This window comes from Thalassospira sp. UBA1131, assembly GCF_002311515.1.
Taxonomy (GTDB): domain Bacteria; phylum Pseudomonadota; class Alphaproteobacteria; order Rhodospirillales; family Thalassospiraceae; genus Thalassospira.
This window is the reverse complement of the sequence record NZ_DCAO01000124.1, coordinates 1-4539: the sequence shown is the minus strand read 5'-3', so window position 1 is coordinate 4539 and position 4539 is coordinate 1. Positions and strand designations below refer to the sequence as shown.

The 4539-nt window shown below is 57.7% G+C and carries 3 protein-coding genes and 1 pseudogene; all 4 read left to right on the top strand.

Annotation, left to right across the window (positions count from 1 at the left end):
• The coding region (locus B3Z49_RS20785; RefSeq protein ID WP_296994471.1) for an AAA family ATPase at nt 1-564 on the top strand (564 nt) is incomplete at its 5' end.
• Entirely contained in the window at nt 565-1518 is a 954-nt protein-coding gene (locus B3Z49_RS20780) for a DUF58 domain-containing protein (protein ID WP_296994468.1), read from the top strand.
• On the top strand, nt 1515-4226 hold the full coding sequence (locus B3Z49_RS20775) for a DUF4159 domain-containing protein (RefSeq protein WP_296994466.1): 2712 nt from the start codon (nt 1515-1517) through the stop codon (nt 4224-4226). The genes B3Z49_RS20780 and B3Z49_RS20775 overlap by 4 nt, the downstream gene beginning before the upstream one ends.
• A pseudogene (locus B3Z49_RS20770) lies at nt 4223-4539 on the top strand (hypothetical protein); the annotation flags it as partial. The gene B3Z49_RS20775 and the pseudogene B3Z49_RS20770, both read left to right, overlap by 4 nt.

Here is a 4539-nt window from a genome sequence, read left to right as displayed (position 1 = left end):
GGTTACAGCCACAAACTGCCCGAACCGTTCCATGTTCTGGCCACCCAGAACCCGTTGGAGCAGGAAGGCACCTATCCCCTGCCCGAAGCACAGCTTGACCGTTTCCTGCTTGAAGTCCGGCTCGGCTATCCCGATGCCGATGAAGAACGCAAGATCGTGACCGAAACCACCGGCCGTTATCCCGCCCGCCCGCGACAGGTTCTTCAAACCGATGATCTGGTCGAGGCACAGGACTTTGTCCGCCGCCTGCCGATGCCGGACCGCGTTCTTGATACCATCATTGCCCTGTGTCGCGAATGCCGCCCGGAAAGCACATCGCTTGCCGATATTCGTGAAAACGTCGCCTGGGGCCCCGGTACACGTGCGGCACAGGCCCTGTCACTGGCGTGCCGGGCACGCGCGATGCTGTTTGGGCGCTTTGCCCCATCGATCGAAGATATCGAAGAACTTGCCGTTCCTGTTTTGCGCCATCGTTTTGGCCTGACCTATGGCGCACGCGCCGAAGGCTTTACCGCCAAGGGGCTGATCACCGATGCGCTTGCCCACCTGCAGGAGAAAAACTAATTGGTCACCGCCCCCGTGCAGGATCATGTTGCCGCCGCCCGCGCCCTTGCGGCGAAACTGCCACAGCTGATTGATGAGTCGCGCCGAACGGCCATCAGTCTGCGCAGCGGCCTGCATGGCAATCGCAAGGTCGGACCGGGCAGTGATTTCTGGCAATTCCGCCCCTATGTCCCTGGCGATCCAACCAACCAGATTGACTGGCGGCGGTCTGCGCGCAGCGAACATACCTTCATCCGCCAGACCGAATGGCAGGCCAGTCATAATTACTGGATTTGGCCGGTACTTTCGCCGTCGACCTATTGGGCATCAAGCGACAAGCTGCCGTCAAAGGCGGAACGCACCCTGATCATATCCATCGCATTGGCCGACCTTTTGATCCGCAACGGCGAAACCGTTGGCACCTTTGATGGCGAACGCACGCGCATCACATCGGCAGAGTATCTTGAAAAACTCGGTCACGCGATGCTGGCTAGTCCGCAAAGCATCGCGGGCCAGGCGACAAACATTCACCCCGGCCGCAAACATTCGGTGCTGATCCTTGGTGACTTCCTTGAGTTTGCGGATCAAAGCGAGCAATCGGCACGCACTGTGCGTCGCTTGGGCCAGTATCAGAATGACGGTGCGCTGGTACAAATTCTTGATCCTGCGGAAATCGCCCCGCCATTTCAGGGGCGGGTTGATCTGTTTGATACCGATGATCAGATGATTTTTCGCAGCGAAAAGTTCGAAGACCTTACGGAGGGCTATAAACTTCGCGCCCAGAAATGGCGGGCATTGGTCCGCGATGCCGCGCGCCAGAATGACTGGCTTTATGACCGGCATGTCACATCCGAAAGTGCCAGCCCGACATTGCTGGCCCTTTATCAGCATCTGAGCGAGCGGCAAAATCAAAGCGGATCGAACGGACGCGGTCGGCCTAACCTGCATCGCCATAACACGCAGGAGATGTCATGAGCCTGTCGGCCATCACATTCCTGTATCCTGCGATGCTGGCCGGGCTGCTGGCATTGCCGATTGTCTGGCTTTTGATCAGATCGGCACCACGGTCACCCAAAACCGTTGTTTTCCCGGCTGCGCGTATTTTGCGCGGCCTTAAAAGCAAACGCCGCGATATTCAGCGCGCACCGATATGGCAAACCATTCTGCGCTGTTTGATCCTGACGCTTCTGATCATTGCCGCTGCCCGCCCGGTAATGAACCGCAATGATTTTGCCGCCAATGATGGCGCGATTTTGATTATTGCCGATAATGGCTGGGACAGTGCGGCAAACTGGCGGCAATACCGCACGGCATTGCAACAGATCGCCAATCAGGCCCGGTTCGAGTTGCAAACGGTTTATATTGCCCAAACCGCTCCCGAGGCCGCAGGTGCGACCACATGGAAACTTCCAGACATTGTCGGGCCGGTATCTCCCAACGATACCAAAAACCTGTTTGATCGCTTGCAGCCAAGGCCTTGGCCGTCGGATTATACCGCCCTTTCGGATTTGATTTCCGAACGCCCGGAAATGAACCGGGCTGTTGGCAGCATCTTGTGGCTAACCAGCGAGATGGACAGCCCCGGCAAGGCCAAGATCGCATCCGAGCTGCTTGATATCGCGCCAATCACAACGATTTCACCCACCATCACCGACCGTATCGCCATCCGGTCGCTTAGCCGGTCCGGTACCGGCATGTTGGCAACATTGGCCCATAATCGCGATGATCAACCGCGTGAGATTAATCTTCTGGCCCGCGGCGAACGCGGCAATGTGATCCTGCGTCACACGGTGGAAATTACACCTGACAGCGATCAAAGCGATGTCGCCATTCTGTTGCCGCGTGATATTTCCAACGCCATTCAATCCGTTGGCATTGAGGGGATCGAAAGTGCCGCATCGGTATTTCAGACCGGTGCGCGCTGGCAACAACGCCGGGTTGGTGTCGTGGTCAGTTCCGGCGATGGTCCGGGGGTGTTGTCAGATCAGTATTTCTTTCTTGATCGGGCGCTTTCGCCCTATGCCGATGTGACTTATGCGCCGCTTGGAACTTTGCTTGAAGACAAGGTCGATGTGCTGGTCTCCGCTGGTCCGATTTCAGGTCTGGGCAGCCAGTTTGACGCACTTGAAAGCTGGGTCAATGAAGGTGGCATGCTGGTGCGGTTTGCTGGCGACAGTTCATCGCAGATCGGTAACGATTTCCTGCCCGTCACGCTTCGACTTGGCAACCGCGACTTTGGCGGGTCAATGTCGTGGGAAAAGCCCAAAAGGTTGCTCGACTTTCCGGACAACAGCCCGTTCCACGGGGTCGAAGTGCCTGACGACATTACGGTCACCCGACAATTGCTGGCCGAACCCGACCCAGACATTGTCAGCAAGACGTGGGCACGTCTAACCGATGGGACGCCCCTGATAACCAGCACACCGCGCAATGCCGGACGGATTGTCCTTTTCCATGTGACACCGTGGGCGGATTGGTCGAACCTTCCGATGTCGGGCCTGTTTGTCGAGCTTTGGCAGCGGCTTCTTCCCCTTGCAAGTCCGAGCAATCGCAGCGATGCCGAACTGCAAAGCAGCCTGCCTGCCCAGACCATTCTGGATGGCTTTGGCCGACCGCATCAGCCAGATGCCTTGATCCTGCCGGTTCAAACCCCGCTTCCGGCACCCAACCCGCGCCATCCACCGGGCATTTACGGTGAAAACGGACAGGCGGTTGCGCTGAACCTTGGCCCGTCCCTTACCGATATCGGCCGCGATGTGGTTTGGCCATCGGGCATCAGCACACGCGAAATCACCGATCAAAGCCAGGTTGATCTTGCCGCCCTTTGCCTGTTGGCCGCCTTTATCCTGATCTTGTTTGATGCCGCGATCTTGCTTGTGCTCAACAATGTGTCGCTGCGGCGCAGTCGACGCAGCAATGCCCTGACATCGCTTTTGCTGGCCGCCGTCCTGACCGGTGTGGCCGCCGCCAGCGTGATTATGCCCGGACCATCCATGGCCGCAACACTGCCCGAAGCAGCCCTGCAACCGCGTCTCGCTTATCTTGAGACCGGGAATGCGCCGGTAGATCGCCTGAGCCGTGCCGGAATGACGGGCCTGACCGAAATCCTGCGTCGGCGTAGTGCGGCAGACCTCAACACCGTCGATGGCGTCAATCCGGAAACCGATGAGCTTAGTTTCTATCCGCTGATCTATTGGCCGCTGGTTGATGGGCAGGAGCCGTTTTCCGAACGCGCACAGGAACGACTGAACCGTTATCTGAACAATGGTGGCATGATCCTGATCGATAGCCGGGATCGCGAAGTCCAACCAGCGCGTTTGCGGCGCCTTTTGGCCGGGTTGGAAGTCCCGCTTTTGGACCGTGCGCCAAGTGATCACATCCTGTTTCGCAGTTTCTATCTGCTTGACCATGCATTTGGCCGGTTTTCCGAACCGCTATGGCTTGATGCGCGTCCCAGTCAACGTCTGGACGGGGTTGCATCGGTTCTGTTTGGCGGCAATGACTGGGCATCGGCCTGGATCATTCCCGAAGGCCGCGATGAACTGCGCAGCGAAGACATATCCCCTCGGCAGCGCGAAATGGCCTATCGGTTTGGTGTTAATCTGGTGATGTATGCCCTGACGGGGAGCTACAAGGGCGATCAGGTGCATATCCCGGCCATTCTGGAAAGGTTGGGCCGATGAACCAGGGATGGCAGAACCTTCAGATTTCGCCGCTTCTCGACATCACCATCCTACAAGGCTTGGCTGTTCTGTGTTTGGTTGCGGTCATTGTCTTCACGATTTTTCGCCTGCGCGGCACGGTTTGGCGCGGGGTGGTGATGGTGCTGGTTCTTTTGGCCCTTCTGGCACCGCAATTTACCGACCGCGAAAGCGAAAAACTTAGCGATATCATTCTGGTGCTTGTCGACCGGTCGGCAAGTCAGGATATCGCAAACCGGGCAGCACAAACCGATGCGGCGATTGCCGAACTGCAAGATCGCTTTGCCGAGGATCC

Excerpts from the sequence above, each read along its gene's own strand:
- B3Z49_RS20775 (WP_296994466.1), top strand. The coding sequence starts at position 1,515 with ATGAGCCTGTCGGCCATCACATTCCTGTATCCTGCGATGCTGGCCGGG.